Source organism: Rhizobacter sp. P2_G4 (assembly GCF_056403575.1).
On sequence record NZ_JBFUFG010000003.1, the window covers coordinates 265,009 to 281,691 of the forward strand.

The window sequence follows — 16,683 nt, forward strand, 5'->3', positions numbered from 1 at the left end:
TGCGCATGACTGTCGCGCCTGATCACAGAGGCGACTTCATGGCCTTGAGCTTGGCGGTGAGCAGCATGTTCTCCGCGTAGTCCACCGGGCAATCGATGATCGCGACCGTGTCGTCGGCGAGCGCCTTCTTCAACGTCGGGACGAGGTCTTCCGCCCGCTCGATGCGATAGCCCTTGGCGCCGAAGCTTTCGGCGTATTTGACGAAGTCGGGGTTCTGGAACGCGATGTGGCTGGGTCGTCCGAAGTGGCGAAGCTGATGCCAGGTGATGAGGCCGTATTCCGAGTCGTTCCAGATCAACACGACGAAGGGCGTCTTCATCCGGATCGCCGTTTCGATTTCCTGCGAGTTCATCATGAAGCCGGCATCGCCGGTCACCGCGACGACCTTTCGATCCGGGTAGGCCAGCTTGGCGGCGAGGGCGCCCGGCAAGGCGATTCCCATCGCTGCAAACCCGTTGGAGATGATGCAGGTGTTGGGCCGCTCGGCCCGGTACATGCGAGACATCCACATCTTGTGGGCTCCGACATCCGAGATGACGATGTCGTCTGCAGCGAGTACCTCGCGCAGGTCCCAGACGATCTTTTGCGGCTTGATCGGAAAGGCCGTGTCCTCGGAGAACTCCGCTCGATCGGCGACGATCGCCTTGCGCACCGCCTTGAACGAACTCTCCGTCTGCCGTGCCGCGCGCAGCGCGATGGCCCCCAGCGAGCTGCGGATGTCGCCCAGCACGCCAACGGCGACGATGTAGCGCTCGTCGACTTCAGCAGGCAGCGCATCGATGTGGATGATGGTCTTGTTGCCATCGGGGTTCCACATGTCCGGGTGGTACTCGACCATGTCATAGCCGACGCAGATCACCACGTCCGCCTTTTCGAACGCGAACCAGGGCAGGTCGCGCGCCTTCATCCCTATCGTTCCGAGGGAGAGCTCGTTGGTGAAGGGCACTACGCCCTTGGCCATGAAGGTGTTCGCCACGGGAATGCGCAGCATTTCCGCGAAGGTGACGAGCGCATCCGCCGCGCCTTGGCGGATCACGCCGTTGCCCGCCAGGATGATCGGGGCCTTTGATGCGCCGATGAGGGCCGCCGCCTGATCGAGCTTGCGGTCGGGGGCCTCGGCCGTGTAGGCCGTCTGGACCCGGATCGGGGTCTTGTCGACCGGCATCTCTGCCACGTTTTCCGGGAAGTCGATGAACGCACCGCCCGGCTTTTCGGTTTGCGATACCTTGAACGCCTTGCGCACGATCTCGGGAACGGTTCCCGGGTCGAGGATCTGCGCCGCGTACTTCGTGATCGGCTTGAACATCGACACGAGGTCGAGGATCTGATGGCTTTCCTTGTGCAGCCGCGTCGTGGGCCCTTGACCGGCGATGGCAACGATGGGAGCGCGGTCCATGTTGGCGTCGGCGACACCCGTGATGAGATTGGTCGCGCCAGGCCCGAGCGTCGACATGCAGACTCCTGCCCGGCCCGTCAGACGGCCGTAGACGTCGGCCATGAATGCAGCGCCCTGTTCGTGGTGCGTCGTGACGAAGCGGATCGGGCTGTCGAGAAGCGCGTCCATGACATCGATGTTTTCTTCGCCGGGTATTCCGAAGATGTATTCGACGCCTTCGTTCTCAAGGCACTTGACGAAGAGTTCAGCAGCTTTCATGGGTCTTAGTCCTGTGGTTGTGCGCGCTGGGCGAAGACGGAGAGACAGTGGGCGCGCAGCTTGCGGATGCCGGTGTCTTCAACATGGCTCACTTGTGCGCATCGAGTCGCAGCCTACACCTGCGATCGGATCCGCACGACGATGAGGGCTGTGACCGACTCGTGCTGGGTTGCGCAGCAAACAACGCCTGCGCCTTTCGCCGAGCGAAGACTGCTTCCTAACGCGACCAGACCGCCCCGGCGGCTGACGAGACACTTGTGCGGGGTTGTTGGTGGCATGACACGCGACAATCACCGGCAGAATTGCTGCAAGCTCATCAAGAGCCGGTAACGTCCCGCTTCCTGACCGCGAGGGTATGAAGACGCGGCGGGAGCTTCTCTTTACACATGCAAAAACTCTTCTTGCCGTCCATGCCCCATCTTGTCAAAGCACTCGTCGCAGCTTTCGCTGTGGTCCTTCTTTCGATTCTCGGTGCCTGCGGGGGAGGAGGCGGCAGCGCAACGTCTCCATCTCAGCCCGACACCACGGCTCCCACCGTCAGTGCCACTGCAGCCGTGGGAACTGAAGCGGTCGTCTTGTCGGCCGCCGTCAGCGACAACGTGGCTGTGACACAGGTCGAATTCCTGGTCGACGGCGGGGCCACCAAAGCAACGGTGACCGACTCTCAAGGCCGCAGTGCCTACTCCACCAGCCTGCCCATCGGCGGTTTCAGTGCAGGCAGCCACAGCGTGGTCGCGCGAGCTCGTGATGCAGCGGGCAACACCACCGATGCGGCGCCTGTCAGTTTCTCTGTGGGGCAGGGCACCGTTCCGTCCTCTGCCATCAAGGTAATCGCCAGCAGCACGAAGGACGGCGGCAACGTCACGTTCACCGTCGACATCCAGTCGGACAAGCAGATCACTCTCACCAATTTTTTCATCGACGGCGAGTTCGTGGGTGGGCGGGCGGACGATCAGAGGCACTACTCGTTTTCTCGAACGCTGTCGTCGGGCACACATCGCCTGGTTGTGGATGTGACGGATGCGAACGGCAACAATGCACAAGCCCAGGTGATCGTTGTTCTCTAAGCTCAATGTCGTTCCGAGACGCACCGACCGCTATCCCGGCAGAAAGCATCCTGATTGAAGGTAGACCAACCTTAAACGCGTGCTCGCTCTCGGCTACGTTGAGCTTCTTGGCAACCGGCCGCGCCTACGAGACCCCAACCGTAAAGGCACGACGGAGAACGCCATCGGCGAGGCGCTGGAGGGGGTACCCTCCCCGGTACTCCCGCACCATGTGCACTGCGCGCTCACCCAGGCTGACGAGGGCCTATTTGCGTTGTGCGTTGACGCGGACTTCGTGCCATATCGGCACTGTTGCACCGTTGGCTGCTACGTGATTCGGTTCACGCGCGTCATCGACGTCGATCACTTCAAATCCTGCTTCTTCAAGCATGCGCTGCACCGTCGCTACATCGTGAAAAGCGAGGCGCGGTTTCTCCTCGGCCCACGTGTGCTGCGGTCCGAAGAACGACGCTACGAGAAATCCTCCCGGTCGCAAGAGATCACGGGCGCGACCCAGCGTCATGGTCAAGTCCTCTCCGAGGAAGGGAAGTACCCGCTGTGCATTCACAATATCTGCCGAGCCCGGTGGAATATCGGCATCGTGCAGGGTACTGGTATGCACGGTTGCAGACTGGCCCTCGGTAACGTCTCGCAATGCGTCGACGGTGTGTGGATCCTTATCGACGGCGTGAACGTTCGGCCAACCGGCGTTGATCAGCGCGCGCGTGTCTCTTCCGCCGCCTGCGCCAAGGTCAACCGCGATGCCGGTGCTTAGGGCAGTTTGCGCATAGGGGCGATCCAGGAACGCCCGGAGCCCAGGTGCTGGCCGAGAAGTACCTGCCGTCAGCTGCGCCACCGTCAAAGTGGCCTGCGTGGGTGTCAGACTCTGGACCGAAGAACTGCTTGCCGCTCGGGCTCCTGGCAGCGAGGAGCGCGGCGGGAGATCTGCAGAAGACGGTGCTGTGGTCGGCCTGGCGCGTGAGGCCAAACCGCCCGTATCGTGCCTCGAGGTCTCAGCACGCTCATCCGCTTGCCGCTGCTCTTGAGTGCGGGGCGAGTGGACAAGCCCCTTGAGAAAACCAACATTCCTGAGGAATTCCGGCCGATGCCAAGTCATAGAAGTACCGAATTGCGTATTAGGCGATCGTCAGGTCCTTCTGCGGTTGGGCTTAGCTGCGGGCGAATCGAAGGCGCGTTGGACGAAGAACTATTGAAGTCAAGGAGCCGTTGAATCCCGCCATCCAGCGGACCGCGCCTATGAGGGCCTACCTCTGGAGCTACTGCACGACCGGCTTCAACGCGATGCGCGCCGTCGTCTTCGACTTCGCCGAGCCGCGCGGGTCAGCATGCCAGGGACTTCCTTGACGTCGAAGCTGATCGATGGCGAGGCACCTTGGTCTGCGGTCATCACGACCAACCGCTTCTGGAAGCGATCGCCATACGTCGGGTGTTGTGCACGATGGACGCCCCGGCTCTTTCTTCAGCCGATCCCAACTTGTCTTGCCGCCTTCGGCCACCAGCAAGCCATCGAAGCAGCCGTGTACCCCAGGCTTCAAGGCCAGGAACGTGCGCTCGAGGGCAGCACCATCACCGCCATGCGCACCAGATGGGACAGTGAACTGGCCTGCATCTTCTCGATGATGTGGGCGCGGTGCGACTCCACGGTGCGGGTCGAAAGACCCAGCTCGTCGGCGATCAGCTTGTTGGGTCGACCGTCGACCACGTGCTTCAGGATTTCGCGCTCCCGTTCGCTCAAGCTGTTGTAGCGGCTTTGCACCTGGGCGCGCTCGCCGTCGGCATCGTGCGATTGCATGGAGCGCGCCACGCCTTCATGCACCCGGTCGAGCAGTGTCTGGTCGTTGAAGGGCTTTTCGACAAAGTCGAGCGCACCGGCACGCATGGCGCGCACCGCCATTTGGATGTCGCCATGCCCGGTCATCACGATGACCGGCAAGGTGATGCCCAACTGCTGCAAGCGCTCTTGCAGTTCCAGCCCGCTCATGCCCGGCAGGCGCACGTCGAGCACGATGCAGCCTGGCGTGCCCGGCCGGTAACCTTCGAGAAAAGCTTGCGCGCTGCCGTAGGTGCGCGACTGCAGGCCGACGGAGCGCAGCAGCATGGCCACGGCGTTGCACACCTCGGCTTCATCGTCGACCACGTGCACGATGGCGTCGGTCATGGTTGTCTCTCCTGTTCAAAGGGCAGTGCGAGCTTGAAGCACGCGCCGCCCGTGGTCCCGTCTTCCAGCCACAGCCGCCCGCGGTGTGCCTCGGCGATCGAGCGGCTGATGGCCAACCCAACACCCATGCCGCCGTGCTTGGTTGAGAAAAACGCGTCGAACACGCTGGCCGCCAGCTCGGGCGGCACGCCGGGCCCGCTGTCTTGCACGCAGATCACCACGTCGTCGCCTTCACGCCGGGTCGACACCGTGAGTTCGCGTGCAGAGGTTGGCGGCGGCTGCTGCATCGCTTCGATGGCGTTGCGCACCAGGTTAAGCACGATCTGCTCGATCTGAATGCAGTCGACCTCCACGCGCGGCAGGCCTTCCGCGAGGTCGAGCTGCATCTGCACGCCGTTTTGTTGGGCCTCGTGGCGGCACAGGTCGGCCACTTCGCGCACGATGAAGTTGGGCGCGACGGGCGCAGCGCGCACCTCTTCCTTGGCCATGAAGCCGCGCAGGCGGCGGATGATTTCCGCCGCACGGTCGGCCTGCGCAGCTACGCGCTCCAGCGTGTTGCTCAGATCTTCAGGTTGCGCACCGCGGGCCAGCAAGCGCTGGCTGGCCTGGGCATAGGTGCGAACCGCAGTGAGCGGCTGGTTGATCTCGTGGGCGATAGCCGAGGCCATCTCACCCATCGCGCTGATGCGGCCCACATGGGCCAGTTGCTGCAAGTGCTGGCGGCCCTGTTCCTCGGCGCGCAGCCGGTCGGTCACATCGCGGCCCACGGCCACCACGGCTTCAATACGGCCTTCGGCGTCGAGCATGGCCTTTTGGGACCAGGCGATGCAGCGCCAGCCCAAGGCTGTGAGCACGCGTTCCTCGAAGCGGGTTTCGTGTGGCGGCGCTTCGAGCGCCTCCCAGGCCACCAGAAAACGCCCGTTGTCTTCATCGGCCACAGTCGGCCGGAACGCCTGCTCGATCAAGGTACTTTCTTCCCGACCGAACAAGCGGCAGAACGAGGGGCTGACGAAGTGCAGCCGCCGAGCACTGTCGTACTTGACCACCACGTCGGTCTGGTGCTCCACCAGCAGCCGGTATTTCTCTTCACTCGCACGCAACACGTCTTCGGCACGCTTGCGGCGCAGCTCGGCCGAGGCCCGAGAGACGAAGATCTGGAACAGGGGGTTGTCGAGGATGCCGGGGTCGAGCCGGCCTTCGGTTTCGAACACCACATGGCCGATCAGTCGCTTGCCAGCGGTGTCGTGAATCGGAGCGCCGATGTACCCGTCCAACTTCATGCGGGCGGCACCGGGGAAATCTTTGCTCAGGCCTTCGGGGATGCACACGAGGTGCCCGTCGCGCAGTGTCTTTTCGCAAGGCGTGCCGGCCACCGCGAACTCGAAGTTGGGCCGCATGGCCGCATCGAACCAGTAGGCCAGGGTGCGCACGCGCGTGACCGGAATGTCGGTGCACTCGCCGATGAAGCCGCGTCTCAGCCCGAAGGCCTCGGCCAGGTGACGCATCAGCGTTTCGAAGAAGTCGCCGCCGGTGAGCGGTGCCGTGGCACGCGCGATCCAGCGCAGCATGTCGTCGTCTTCGCGGCGCCGTAAGGGTTGCGACACCGACAAGGCGAAACCCTGGATCGATCCTGACGGCCCGGCAATGGGGCGCAGTGCCAATTCGACCGCCAGGCTGCGGCCATCCAGGCTTTGCAGGCTGCACGCGCAGGAGATGGTTTCACCTCGGCTTGCAGCGCCAAAGGCGGCATCCCAGCTCGCCAGACCATCGACCGAAATGAATTCGCGCAAAGCCAGGCCCAGCAGGCGGTCGGCTGGGCCGGCCAAGAGGTTCGCCAAAGCGGGGTTGACAGTGCACAGCCGGCCGCTCAAATCGAGCCAGGCCACCGCATGCTCCAGCGATTGAAGCAGCAAGGCGTGCGGGTTCGGCGGGGGAGGCTCGATGGCGGGCTCGATGCGCATCCGGTCTTCCAGGGCGAGGGCTTTCATTCTCTACGAGGCCGCACCCCGGCGGCATCCGTAGCGGCCGCAAAAGCGCTGCGGCGGGCACGGATAGTCGCCGCAGCGCGTGCCGCCTACAGTGAACTTCATGGATGAACTTGTCCATCGCGACGACAGACAACCGCTGCCCGCCACAGGTGCGGGCATTGGATTGCGCTCGGCCCACTACGCCGAGTTCCTGGCCACACGGCCCCGATTGCCGTTTGTCGAGGTGCACAGCGAAAACTTCTTCGCAGGCGGCCGCCATCTGGAAGTACTGCTCGATGTGCGGCGGGACACCGCCGTCAGCCTGCACGGTGTGGGGCTGTCTTTGGGCTCGGCCGACCGCCTGAGCGAGCAGCAACTCGCGGCGCTCAAGTCGTTGGTAGATCGCGTCGAGCCCGCGCTGGTGTCTGACCACCTGTGCTGGAGTTCCGTCGGCGGCGTCTACGCCAACGACCTGCTGCCGCTGCCGTACACCCGCGAAGCCCTGGACCATGTGGCCGATCGGATCGACAAGGTGCAGCAGCACCTCGGCCGGCGCATCTTGGTTGAGAACGTGTCGAGCTACCTGGAGTTCACCTCATCCGAGATGAGCGAATGGGACTTTCTGGCCGCGCTGGCGCTGCGCGCAGGCTGCGGCGTGCTGCTCGACATCAACAACATTCACGTGAGCGCCACCAACCATGGCTTCGATCCGCTGGCCTATTTGCGGGCGATGCGTGCCGACACGGTGGGCGAGATGCACTTGGCCGGCTACAGCGTGAACCGCGTTCAGGGCGAAGACGGATCTGAGACCGAGATCTTGATCGACACTCACAGCCGTCCGGTCAGCGCGCCGGTGTGGGCCCTGTACGAAACGGCGCTGCAGTACCTCGGCCCCAAGCCCACGCTGGTGGAATGGGACGCCGACCTGCCCCCGCTTGCCGGCCTGCTCGATGAAGCCGGCCGCGCCCAACACCGGCTGCTGAGCGCTGCGACCAGCCTGAGCGTGGCTCATGCTGCATGAGCTGCAAACCGATGTGATGGACGCGTTGTTCGAGCGCTCCGAGCGCGCGATGACGCACGTCCACGGCGGCAAGCTCACGCCACGGCAGCGGCTGGACATCTACCGCCATAACGTGTTCGACAGCCTCAGCTCGGCGCTGGCCGCTGTCTACCCCACCGTCGTGCACCTCGTGGGCGAAGGCTTCTTCCGCTTTGCAGCGCATGAGTACATTGCAGCGCATCCCTCGCGCAGCGGCAACCTGCATGACTTCGGCGGTCAGCTGCCCGAGTTCCTCGCCCAGTTCCCGCCAGCGCGTGGCCTGGCGTACCTGCCCGACAGTGCGCGCCTTGACTGGGCCTGGCACAAGGTGTTCCACACCGATGCGCTGCCCGCCGCCAATGCGGCCGAGCTGCTGGGCCACATTGCAGCGCTGCCCGACGAAGACCGCTTGCAAGTGGGCCTTCGATGGCAGCCGGCTGCGCAGTTGGTGACTTCTCCTTACCCGGTGCTGCGCATCTGGCAGATCAACCAGCCGGGTGCCGCCGAGGAAGGTGTCGATCTCGATATCGGCGGGGAGTCGGTACTCGTCGCCGCCCGCCATGGCGAGGTGGTGTTGGAACGCCTGGGCAGGGCCGAATGCGCCTTGCTGCAAGCACTGGCGAGTGGTGCCGGCTTGGGTGATGCCGTGGCCGCTGCGCTGGGCCACGAGGCCGGCTTCGACGTGGCCGGCGCCATCCTGCACCACGTCACCGAGGGCACTTTGGTGGGCCTTGCAAGGGCGTCATGATTGCCACGCCATCGACCCGTGCGGCGGCGCGCTTCGCCGAGGCCGCCATGCAGGTGCTGGCCACACGCGCGGAGTTTCGCGCCGCGCTGTGCGGCGGGCCGCCGCTCACCGGCATGCTGGTCGCGTTGCATGCACTGCCGGCCTTCCACCGCATTGACTGGCGCAGCGTGCAACTGTTTGCTGTGGACGCCGGCTGGGACGAGCCTTCGTCACAGGCGCTGATCAGCTTGCCCATTCCCCGCAGTCACCTGCACCGGCCGCGCAGCGCCGACATCTCCGCCGTGGACGCGGCCCGCCTCTACGAGGGCACGCTGCGCACCCAGTTCGGCTTGCAGGCTGGAGAGCTGCCCGTGTTTGATTGGGTACTGCTGGCGACCGACTGTGCGGCCCACGACGGAGCGGCCGCTGATGCGGCGCGCCTGGTAGTTGCGCAACCGCGGGTCATGCTCAGCCGGGCTGTCTTGCAGGCGGCCACTCAGGTGTTGTCGCCCAGCACCGCCAGATCCACCGGCACAGCCACGCCACCCACCGTGCGCCCGCTGCGAAGCTGCTTGTCGCCGCGGTAACCCTGCGACTGCGCCAGCGTGTAGGTGGCCCGCGTGGTGAGGGCGCGGGTGTGCTCGGCCTTGTTGTGCTTCTCCAGCTTGGCCGCCAGGTTCACCGCGTCACCGATCACGGTGTATTCGAGCCGCTGGCCGTCGCCGATGATGCCGAACACAACCGCGCCATGCGCCAGCCCGGCACCCACGTCAGGTGCGGCCAGCCCGCTGGCCTGGCGCTGGGCACGCCACGCATCGACAGCGTGCAGGATGTCATCGACAGCGCGCAGCGCATTGGCGGCGTAGTCGGCGGCTGGCGTCACCGCACCGAAGCTTGCCAGGATGCCGTCGCCCATGAACTTGTCGATGCTGCCGTGATGGCGCTTGATGATGGGAACCGCCAGATGCTGGTATTCGCCCAGCAGCGCGATCAACTCGGTGGGTGACAAGCTCATCGACGCTGCGGTGAAGCCGCGCAGGTCGAGAAAGACGATGGCCGCGTCGCGCAGCTCGCCCTGGCCGGCCATCACCTCTGCCTCGGACCCGGTGATGCGCTGTGCGACCGACGCATCGAAGAAGAGCGAGAGATCGGCCACCGCGCGCTGTTGCGCGACGGCGCGCTCGAGCAGATGCCGCGCCCGTGCCAGCGCCAGGGCCAGTACGCCCGTCACCACCAGGATCGCCAGCACCTTGTCGAATTCGCCGCCAGGGTGGATCTGTGTCGAGCGCAGCGAAGTCACGTAGTCCCAGGTGATGGGGCTTTCGGGCGCTTGTTGAACCGCCAGCACGGCCAGCACGAGCCAGCCGATGGCGGCGGTGAGCCCCGACAGCACCACCCACAGCGGCTCGAAGCGCAGAGCCCGCAGGCCGATCAGCACGAACACATAGACGAACTGCGTGCTCTTCAACGAGAACTGCGGCGGCTGCTCGTACTGCAAGTGGTAGGCCCAGATCACGAACAAGAGCACCACCATCTCGGCCACCACGCCGGCGGCCAGCACGGGCCTGCTCAGCTGGCCGGTCCAAGCGGTGTAGAGGCGCACCAGCGCCAGCAGGGTGAAGAAAACCAGGCCCAGCGGGGCGGCCTCGATGGGGGCGTCCGGCGCAAAGCCGGCCGGCGTCGAGGCATACAGTGCGGCCAGCAACACGACCAGGATCAGCTGCACGGCCGTGACGAGCAGCTCAGCGCGAAACTGCTCGTGTTCCAGCTCGCGCTGCACACGCTGTGGCAGCGTGGCCGGTGCAGCGGCTGGCGCACCGGTGAAAAGCCATGAGCGCAGGGTCGCCAGCATCTCAAGCGCCTCCGCTCTTGAGGTGACCGCCCACGATGCGAGCGCAAGTGCCCGCCGGCAGGCTCAGCCATTCGTCGGCCGATCTGTCGTAGGTGGCCCGCCCGGCGCAGGCGTGTTGCGAGGTGCCGCAGTCGTTCTGGCCAATGCGTGCCACGCCATAACAGCGCTCACGCTGCAAGGCGAACTCGGCGTCCGAGCCGGGCAGCGCATGGGTGAAGCGCTGCACAGCGGCCAGTGCGACCAGCACGGCGCCACCGAGCACCAGGGCATTGCCCACGCGGTGCGACTTGGGCTCGCTCACGTGGCGCTCCCGCGCCAATGCATTTGCGCCAGCGAGCGTTGCGCGAGCATGGCGGCGGCGATGGTCAGGCACATCGTCGCGAAGCCGATCCAGGCATAAGGCCGCAGCAGCGGCATGCCGATCAGGATCAGACCGTCGTTGCTGCCGGGAATCAGCAAGCTGCCCCAACCCATCAGCAAGCCTCCGCCGAAGCAACGCAGCACACTGCGGATCGTCGCTGGCGTGCTGCCCAATCGACCGGCAGTCCAGCCGCCCAGCACCGCGCCAAGGTAGAGCGCCATCAGGAAGGCGACGCCCAGCGCCAGCCGCGCCGTCATGCCGTGCGCCAACTGGGCGAGCACGTCGGTATAGGCCCACACGCCCACCAGCAGCAGGATCAGCACAAAGGTCACGCCGATCACGCCGGTGGCCGCATGTGGCGCCCACACGCGGGCTGCCAGATGTTGCCGCGCGTTGGCTTGATAACGCGCCGACCACAGCGGCGGCAGCAGGCGCCACGCAGCAAACAGAATGAAGATGCACGCCACGATGGTTGCGGCCTCCAGCACGGGGGAGGCCTCGGCCAGCTTCTGGGCGGCCGGTGGCGCGAAGACGCGCGACACGCTCAGGCAGCCCACGTAGAAACCCACCGGCGTCGCTGCATAGCTCCAGTCGCCGGAGCCAAAACGCGCGACGGCACCGAACACGCAGGCCTTCTCGACCCAGGCGCCCAGGCCCAGCAGTGCACCGCCGATCACCACCCAGGCGCTCACCGGGTAGGCGGCCGGCATCACCGCATGCCAGCCGGCGAAGCTCGCCAAGGCCAGCCCGCCAGCCACCCACAGCGAGGCTTCGCCCATGGCCAAAAGCCGGTTGGCGCGACGCTTGTTCAAGACCTCATCCACAGCTGCCACCGTGCAGGTGGCGCCCCGTTGGATGGCAAAACCCATCACACCGGCACACAGGGCCGAGGCCAGCACGGCGGCGCTGAACCACATCAGTTCCATGTCATGCCGCCTTGGCCTGCGCCGGCCGACCGACGATGCCGTTATGGAACTTGCAGACTTCCTGGATCGATTGGTTGTTGTTGATCATCGAGGTTTGCGGGTGGATCAAGCCGCTGCCCAGATCAAACACCCAGCCGTGGATGAAGGGCCGCTGCCCACGCGCCCAGGCGCTCTGGATGATGTGGGTCTTGCCCAGGTTGTAGACCTGCTCGATCACGTTCAGCTCCACGAGGCGCTTGAAGCGCGCGGCTTCGTCCATCGGCGCGAGCTGCGGCCAGAAGTAGTCTTGCGTGTCTTTCAGCTGGCGCAGCCAGTTGTCGATCAAGCCGTGGTGTTCGTGGCCCATGGCCGCCTTCACGCCGCCGCAGCCATAGTGGCCGCAGACGATGACGTGCTGCACATTCAGCACCTCCACCGCGTACTGCAGTACCGACAGCATGTTCATGTCGGTCTGCACCACCAGGTTGGCGATGTTGCGGTGAACGAACATGTCACCCTCGCGGGTACCGGTGATGCGGTCGGGCGGCACACGGCTGTCGGAGCAGCCGATCCAAAGAAATTCCGGGTGCTGCCCCTCGGCCAGCTTGTCGAAGTAGGCGGGATCGAGCCGCAACTGCTCGGTCACGAAGGCCCTGTTGTTGGCCAGCAGCGCTTCAATGCGTTCGATCATGTCGGCTCTCCTTCGGCCCTGTCCGCCGTTCACAAGAATTCGTCGCGGATGTCCACGCTCGATTCGTTTCCGATCGAGTCGAAGTGCTTGAGCAGCCATTGCTCGGCATGAGCGCGGCCCTTGGTGTGCAGGTGACTGAGGAAGGTCCAGTCGCAGTTGAGCTTGCTCGACACCCCGTGCTGCACCATCTCTTCGTCGGCGCGGATGGAATGGATCAGCATCTGCTTGGCTTCGCCCGGTGAGAGCTTGCCGCGCTCGACCAGCGAAGTGACGAAGGCGATGGCGCGCATCTCGCGCATCAGCGAGGAGTTGAAGCTCACCTCGTTGAGACGGTTCATGATCTCGGCCGCGGTGCGCGGGCAGCCGCGCCGCACGATCGGGTTCAGGTGCACGATCACCACGTCGCGCGAGTCGCAGTTGTAGATCAGCGGGTAGATGGCAGGGTTGCCGACGTAGCCTCCGTCCCAATAGAACTCGCCGTCGATCTCGACCGCCTGGAAGAGGTTGGGCAGGCAGGCGGAGGCCAGCACTGCGTCGGCGGTGATGTTGCTGCACTGGAAGACGCGCACTTTGCAGGTCTCCACATTCGTCGCTGCCAGAAAGAGCTTGATCGCTGAATGCTCGCGCAGCGCCGCGAAGTCCACGTGCTTTTCCAACACGTCGCGCAGCGGGTTGAAGTTCCACGGGTTGAGCTCGTAAGGCGACATCAGGCGCGTGGCCATGTCCATCATCAGGTAGCCGGGTGACTTGTCGAGCGAGAAGTCACCGAACTGCGAGCTGCCCGGGAAGGTCTTGTAGGGGCTGTACCGAGTGCCGGCGTCCGACACGGCCTTCCAGAAATTGCGCAAGGCTTCGCGAGCACCGTCGCGGCCGCCCTGCGTCCAACCGTAGGCCAGCACGGCGGCATTCATCGCACCGGCGCTGGTTGCGCTGATGCCTTCGAAGCTGATGCGCTCATCTTCGATCAGGCGGTCGAGCACGCCCCAGGCGAAGGCGCCGTGAGCACCACCGCCTTGCAGGGCCAGGTTGATGGGCTTGACTTGGCTGGCCGCGGCTTTGCTGCGGGAAGGGCGGGCTTTGACGCGCATGTCCATGATGGGCTTTCGTGAGGGGTGAGAGGTCAGTGCTGTGTCCAGCCACCGTCCATGGGGATCGCCGTGGCGGTCATCGAGGCCGCCATGTCGGACGACAAGAAGACTGCGAGCGCAGCCAGCTCTTCCACCCGCACGAACTCCTTGCGTGCCTGGTGCACCAGCAGCACGTCGCGCACCACGTTCTCGGGCGAGATTCCGTGCGCCTTGGCCTGGTCGACGATCTGCTTGTCGACCAGCGGCGTCTTCACATAGCCGGGGCAAATGGTGTTGCAGGTGATGCCGAATTCGGCCAGCTCGATGCCTACCGTCTTGCCCAGGCCGACCATGCCGTGTTTGGCCGCCACGTAAGCCGACTTGAAGGGCGAGGCGGTCAGCCCGTGCGCCGAGGCCACGTTGATGATGCGGCCGAACTTTCGGGCCTTCATGCCGGGCACCACCGCCTTGATCAGGTGAAACGCCGACGACAGGTTGATGGCCAGGATGGCGGCCCATTTCTCGTCGGGGAAGTCCTCCACAGGAGCCACATGCTGGATGCCGGCGTTGTTGACGATGATGTCGACCTTGCCGAGCTGTGCAGCGGCCTGCATGGCCATGGCGCGGATCTGTTCCGGCTGGCTCATGTCGGCGCCCGAGTACAGCACCTTGACGCCGAACTCGCGCTGCAGCTCGCTGCGGGTGAATTCAATCTCGTCTGCATGGCCGAAGCCGTTGAGCATGACGTCGGCACCGGCCTCTGCAAAGGCTCGGGCGATGCCCAGGCCGATGCCGCTGGTGGAGCCGGTGACGATGGCGGATTTCCGGGTGAGTTGCATGATGAATTTCTCCTAAGGGGTGGTGAGCGTTTGTGCAGGCGTTTGTGTGATGGACTGGGCCGATGGCGCATCGGCCTCCGCCGTGCGCGTGAAGCGCAGGTGGGTGATGTCGGCGGCGAAGAACATGCTCCACGTCCACTCGACGAAGATGCGCACCTTGCGGCCGAGCGTGGGCATCAGCAGCAGGTAATAAGCGCGCCACAGCATCCAGGCGGGCAGGCCGCTCAGGCGCAGGCCGAAGACCTGGGCCACGCCCTTCAGGTGGCCTGTGGTGGCCATCATTCCGCGCGAGCGGTGGCTGAAGGCCGTGGTGGCGCGACCGGCGATGGTCGCCGTGATGTTGTCGGCCAGGGCGCGTGCCTCGGCCACGGCGAATTGCGCGGTGGGTGGCGCGAAGGCTTCGCCATTGCGGACCAGCGCGCAATCGCCGAGTGCCCAGACGCCCGGCAAGCCCGCCACCGACATGTCGGGCAGGGTTTCGATGCGGCCACGCTGCGTGGCGCAAGGCAATTGAGTCACCAGGGGGTTGGGCTGCGTGCCGATGGTGCAGATGACGGTGGCACCGGTGATGAACTCGTCGCCGCTGAGCGTGACCCCGGAGACGGCGACACTTTCGGCGCGCGCCTTGAGCCGCACCTCGACACCACGCGATTGCAGAGAGCGCGCAGCAGCCAGCCCCAGGGATTCGGGCAATTCGAGCAGCAGGCGATCGGCGTCTTGCAGCACGGTGACCTTCAGCTCGTCGGCGCGCACCCGCGGGTAGTAGCGGCGTGCGTCACGCAGGAAGTCACTCAGTCCGCCGGCCACCTCGACGCCCGAGAAGCCGCCGCCGATGACGATGAAGTGGCCCAACTCGCGGCGCTTGGCGGGGTCGCTCTCGAGCTCGATGCGAGCCACCCGCTGCAGCACGCGGTTGCGGATGTGCATCGCATCGCCCACCAGCTTGAGCGGCAAGGCATGCTCGGCCAGGCCCGGCACCAGCGTCAGGTTGGCGCGTGTTCCGAAGGCGAGCACCAGGTGCTCGTAGCTGATGCGCTGCGGGCCGGCCAGCGTGTGCACGCTGAGCTGGCGCTGTGCCACATCGACCCCGGTGGCGCGGCCCATCACGAACTGGCTGCGATCGGCCGAAGCCGTGCCCAGCATCTGGCGGATGGGCGCCACCACGTGCTCGGGGAACACCGCCGCGCCCACCACCTCGGCCAGCATGGGGTTGAACGTGGTGTAGCTCTCTTCGCTCACCAGCACCACATGGTGGTCGGCCGGCAAGTTGCGCAGCAGCCGCTTGGCGAGCGTGGTGCCCGCGAAGCCGCCTCCCACGATGACGATGTTCTTCATGGTGGCACCCCTCAGCGCAGGGCCTTGAAGCGCCGTGCAATCAGGTGGTCGAGCGACAAGGCACCCGGGCCGTGCAGCAGCGTTACCACGAGCAGCAAGCCCCACATCTGGTGATCGCGCAGGCCCACCTCGCCGATGTCGGGATAGGAGATCACCGCAATGATGTTGAAGACGAAGAGCACGAAGGCCGCAAAGCGCGAGCCCAGGCCCAGCACCAGCAACACCGGGAAAATAAGTTCGACGCCAGTGCCCATGAAGGCGGCCAGTTCGGGCGGCAGCAGCGGCACGGCGTATTCGTTCTCGAACAGCGCGACGGTGCTGCTCCAGCTGGCGATCTTGGTGAGGCCGGCCTTGAAGAACACGCTCGCGACAAAGACACGGATCACCAGGTCGACGACCGGTGACAGGCGATCGAGCAAGCGAATGGCCACCGTGCCCAGCCCCAGTGCGCGAGCGCGCAGGCCGGTGGTTGCAACGGTGGGGATGAGAGAGGGGGAAGCTGTTTGCACGGTGGTCTCCTGCAGAGGTAGAGGAGGCCGCAACGTTGGCGCGCTGCGGCCTGATGCCGCCTTACTTCTTCATCGCGGCTGCGCCGCCGTGCTGGTTCTCGGCCTTGTCGGTCACCATGCCGCCAGCGATCTTGGCGCAGGTGCCCTTGGGCACCGACACCCAGGCTTCCGGTTCGCGGTCGACCTTGGAGGTGCCAGCGCAAGCGCTCTTGCTGGTGCCGCAGTCGTTCTGCCCGGCCTTCACGATGCCCGCGCACTTTTCGGTGTCGCCCTTGGCCGCGAAGGCCGTGGCGGCGGTGGATGAAAGGCCCAGGGCAACAAGGCCGGCCAGGGCGTTGTGGATCATGGATTTGGTGGTGGTTTGCATGTCAGTACTCCTTTGAAGCGACAGTGGGTTGAGGGAAGTTGGAAACTGAACTTTCGTCGTTGGGGTTCACGCAGTGCTCAACGAAGGTTCACGTTTTGATCACATCGATGCGATCGATCGGCACGAGCGCTTGAACGAGGACAAG

17 protein-coding genes and 1 pseudogene are annotated in these 16,683 nt (G+C 65.1%); 5 read left to right on the top strand and 13 right to left on the bottom strand.

Going from position 1 to position 16,683, the window contains the following annotated elements:
- Positions 1 to 22 precede the first annotated feature (22 nt).
- Entirely contained in the window at positions 23 to 1,654 is a 1,632-nt protein-coding gene (locus tag AC1DYS_RS14115) for an acetolactate synthase large subunit (RefSeq protein ID WP_477900105.1), read from the bottom strand.
- 386 nt (positions 1,655 to 2,040) lie between these two features.
- Between AC1DYS_RS14115 and AC1DYS_RS14120 the strand changes: the two genes are divergently transcribed.
- Entirely contained in the window at positions 2,041 to 2,721 is a 681-nt protein-coding gene (locus AC1DYS_RS14120; protein WP_477900107.1) for an Ig-like domain-containing protein, read from the top strand.
- Between the two features lie 244 nt (positions 2,722 to 2,965).
- On the opposite strand, the gene AC1DYS_RS14125 is transcribed toward AC1DYS_RS14120, so the two are convergent.
- Positions 2,966 to 3,817 carry a class I SAM-dependent methyltransferase gene (locus tag AC1DYS_RS14125; RefSeq protein ID WP_477900109.1) on the bottom strand — a complete coding sequence of 284 codons (852 nt, stop codon included), beginning with the start codon at positions 3,815 to 3,817 and terminating at the stop codon, positions 2,966 to 2,968.
- A 143-nt stretch (positions 3,818 to 3,960) separates the two neighbouring features.
- Here AC1DYS_RS14125 and AC1DYS_RS14130 point away from each other — a divergent pair.
- Positions 3,961 to 4,102, top strand: a pseudogene (locus AC1DYS_RS14130) (IS66 family transposase); the annotation flags it as partial.
- A gap of 150 nt (positions 4,103 to 4,252) precedes the next feature.
- On the opposite strand, the gene AC1DYS_RS14135 reads toward AC1DYS_RS14130, so the two are convergent.
- Complete coding sequence (locus tag AC1DYS_RS14135) at positions 4,253 to 4,879, bottom strand: response regulator transcription factor (protein WP_477900111.1); 627 nt, start codon at positions 4,877 to 4,879, stop codon at positions 4,253 to 4,255.
- Entirely contained in the window at positions 4,876 to 6,867 is a 1,992-nt protein-coding gene (locus AC1DYS_RS14140) for a sensor histidine kinase (protein ID WP_477900113.1), read from the bottom strand. The genes AC1DYS_RS14135 and AC1DYS_RS14140 overlap by 4 nt, the downstream gene beginning before the upstream one ends.
- Before the next feature lie 100 nt (positions 6,868 to 6,967).
- Between AC1DYS_RS14140 and bufB the strand changes: the two genes are divergently transcribed.
- Genes bufB through AC1DYS_RS14155 form a run of 3 tightly spaced genes read left to right on the top strand, consistent with a single transcriptional unit; the run spans position 6,968 to position 9,199 of the window.
- Positions 6,968 to 7,867: an MNIO family bufferin maturase gene (bufB, locus tag AC1DYS_RS14145; RefSeq protein WP_477900115.1), complete on the top strand. Its 900-nt coding sequence runs from the start codon at positions 6,968 to 6,970 to the stop codon at positions 7,865 to 7,867.
- Positions 7,857 to 8,633, top strand: a complete 777-nt coding sequence (locus AC1DYS_RS14150; protein WP_477900117.1) for an HvfC/BufC family peptide modification chaperone — start codon at positions 7,857 to 7,859, stop codon at positions 8,631 to 8,633. Before bufB ends, AC1DYS_RS14150 begins: the two co-directional genes overlap by 11 nt.
- Positions 8,630 to 9,199, top strand: coding sequence for a 6-phosphogluconolactonase (locus AC1DYS_RS14155; RefSeq protein WP_477900119.1), 570 nt, complete (start codon positions 8,630 to 8,632; stop codon positions 9,197 to 9,199). Before AC1DYS_RS14150 ends, AC1DYS_RS14155 begins: the two co-directional genes overlap by 4 nt.
- Here the strand turns inward: AC1DYS_RS14155 and AC1DYS_RS14160 are convergent.
- The 9 genes from AC1DYS_RS14160 to AC1DYS_RS14200 all read right to left on the bottom strand — a co-directional run bounded on the left by AC1DYS_RS14160 (position 9,109) and on the right by AC1DYS_RS14200 (position 16,538).
- On the bottom strand, positions 9,109 to 10,464 hold the full coding sequence (locus AC1DYS_RS14160; protein ID WP_477900121.1) for an adenylate/guanylate cyclase domain-containing protein: 1,356 nt from the start codon (positions 10,462 to 10,464) through the stop codon (positions 9,109 to 9,111). The genes AC1DYS_RS14155 and AC1DYS_RS14160 overlap by 91 nt on opposite strands.
- Before the next feature lies 1 nt (position 10,465).
- On the bottom strand, positions 10,466 to 10,765 hold the full coding sequence (locus tag AC1DYS_RS14165; protein WP_477900123.1) for a BufA1 family periplasmic bufferin-type metallophore: 300 nt from the start codon (positions 10,763 to 10,765) through the stop codon (positions 10,466 to 10,468).
- A complete protein-coding gene (locus AC1DYS_RS14170; RefSeq protein WP_477900125.1) occupies positions 10,762 to 11,751 on the bottom strand; it encodes a YeeE/YedE thiosulfate transporter family protein in 990 nt (329 codons plus the stop codon). The genes AC1DYS_RS14165 and AC1DYS_RS14170 overlap by 4 nt, the downstream gene beginning before the upstream one ends.
- Before the next feature lies 1 nt (position 11,752).
- Positions 11,753 to 12,421 (bottom strand): carbonic anhydrase, encoded by a 669-nt coding sequence (locus AC1DYS_RS14175; RefSeq protein WP_477900127.1) that lies wholly within the window; start codon positions 12,419 to 12,421, stop codon positions 11,753 to 11,755.
- A gap of 29 nt (positions 12,422 to 12,450) precedes the next feature.
- Complete coding sequence (locus AC1DYS_RS14180; protein WP_477900129.1) at positions 12,451 to 13,515, bottom strand: patatin-like phospholipase family protein; 1,065 nt, start codon at positions 13,513 to 13,515, stop codon at positions 12,451 to 12,453.
- Between the two features lie 26 nt (positions 13,516 to 13,541).
- Positions 13,542 to 14,327, bottom strand: a complete 786-nt coding sequence (locus AC1DYS_RS14185; protein ID WP_477900131.1) for a 3-hydroxybutyrate dehydrogenase — start codon at positions 14,325 to 14,327, stop codon at positions 13,542 to 13,544.
- Positions 14,328 to 14,339: 12 nt separating this feature from the next.
- Positions 14,340 to 15,662, bottom strand: coding sequence for an NAD(P)/FAD-dependent oxidoreductase (locus AC1DYS_RS14190; protein ID WP_477900133.1), 1,323 nt, complete (start codon positions 15,660 to 15,662; stop codon positions 14,340 to 14,342).
- An 11-nt stretch (positions 15,663 to 15,673) separates the two neighbouring features.
- Positions 15,674 to 16,171 carry a DoxX family protein gene (locus tag AC1DYS_RS14195; RefSeq protein ID WP_477900135.1) on the bottom strand — a complete coding sequence of 166 codons (498 nt, stop codon included), beginning with the start codon at positions 16,169 to 16,171 and terminating at the stop codon, positions 15,674 to 15,676.
- A 61-nt stretch (positions 16,172 to 16,232) separates the two neighbouring features.
- Entirely contained in the window at positions 16,233 to 16,538 is a 306-nt protein-coding gene (locus AC1DYS_RS14200) for a BufA1 family periplasmic bufferin-type metallophore (RefSeq protein ID WP_477900137.1), read from the bottom strand.
- Between the last annotated feature and the right edge of the window lie 145 nt (positions 16,539 to 16,683).